This is a genomic window from Thermomonas sp., assembly GCF_025993755.1.
GTDB lineage: Bacteria > Pseudomonadota > Gammaproteobacteria > Xanthomonadales > Xanthomonadaceae > Thermomonas.
The window spans coordinates 1-1,592 of sequence record NZ_JAMQHN010000039.1; the positions used below are offsets into that span (position 1 = coordinate 1).

The 1,592-nt window shown below is 68.7% G+C and carries 1 protein-coding gene; it reads left to right on the plus strand.

What is annotated here, in order from left to right; translation table 11 throughout:
• The coding region (locus Q0X16_RS02875) for an Ig-like domain-containing protein (RefSeq protein ID WP_297830429.1) at positions 1-1,592 on the plus strand (1,592 nt) is incomplete at both ends.

Consider the following 1,592-nt stretch of genomic DNA (forward strand, 5'->3'; position numbering starts at 1 on the left):
CTGCAGATCTCCAACCTCGTTAGCCAGGCTGGGGCGGCCCTCGACGCCGCCGGTGGCGCGGCGGTCACGCGCCTCGATGGCGCTGGCGCAGTCATCGATGCGCTGGCGCACGCGCTCGCTTCCGGCGTGCCGCTGAACCTGGGCGATGCGGCCACCCTCGCCGCCATCATCCAGGGCGCGGCGCAGGCGCTCGGCGTGCCCGAGGTCGCTGGCGCGGCGGCGCAGCTGGCCCAGATCACGGCAGCCTGCAATGCCAAGGCGGCCGATGCCGGCAGCCTGGCGCAGCTGGCCAAAGTGGCCTTCGTCACCCAGGGCGATGCCACCACCGCCATCGCTGAAGCCTTCGGGGGCTCGGGGTCGCTTGACGCTGTGCTCTCCGCCTTCACCGGAAGCAACCTCGACAGTGCCATCAATGGCGGCGGCGGTGGTGGGAGCTATGTCGAGATCCCTCCGTGGGGCGCCACGAATGGCGGTGGCGGTGGCGGTGGCGGTGGCGGTGGCGGTGGCGGTGGCGGTGGTGGCGGCGGCGGCCAACCTGCGGATCCGCTGCCGCATCTGGTCGCGGCCACGCCGGCGGACGGCAGCAGCCTCGACATCGCCGGTAACATCGTGCTGCAGTTTTCCGAGATCGTGCAGCATGGTGCAGGCAATATCGTCATCAGCGACGGCAAGGGGGACGTGCGCACGATCCCCATCGGCGACAAGAGCCAGATCGCGTTCGACGGCAATGTCCTGACCATCGATCCGGCCCAGGATTTGCTACGCGGCGGGCACTACCATGTCCTGATCGACTCGGGCGCGGTGCTGGACGTCGCTGGCCAGGCCTTTTCGGGTATTGCCAGCCCGACGGCCCTCGATTTCCTGGTCATCGACCAGCGCTGTCCCACGCTGACGGTAACCGCGGCGCCCGGCGTCGCGGCGAACGAAATCCTGCTCACCGTCACCTGCCAGCCGGCCGGCACCGAAAAGATTGACCTCGGCTTTGCCGGTCTGCCGGCAGGGGCGGCGCTGCGCGACCAGTACGATGGCGACGCCACGGCCGGCGTCAGCGATTTCGATGGCGCCGAGCAGTTCTGGCTGGTGCTGCCGGAAGGTGCCGACACGCTGGGCGAGCTCACCGTCACCGCCACCGGCTACCGCCCCGACCACACGCAGACCGGGGCGACGGAACAGACGGTGGCGCTGGCCTACGACGTCGCCGAGTCGGGCGGCACGCTCACCTTCGCTTCGCAGAACCAGAACATGTGGGGCAACTTCGACGGCTATATCGGCTGGCACGAATACATCCCGCTCATCGGCGGCGCCCCGGTCGCCTGGGACGCCGTGACGGAGGAATGGGATAATGTCGCTGGCGGCGGCACCTACTGGCGCAGCGGCCAGTTCACGCTGGCCGACATCGACATCGATTCGGAGCAGATCTACCAGGAAATCAACAAGGGCGTACAAGTCGTGTTCAAGGCGGCGGAAGACGTCTTCAAGGCAACGGCCAACACGGTGGATGCCGCCGTGCAGGCAGCCTGGGACGGCGCGCAGGCGGTGTTCCAGGCCGCCGAGAACGCCTTCTGGGCGACGGCCTATGTGGTAGACCAGGC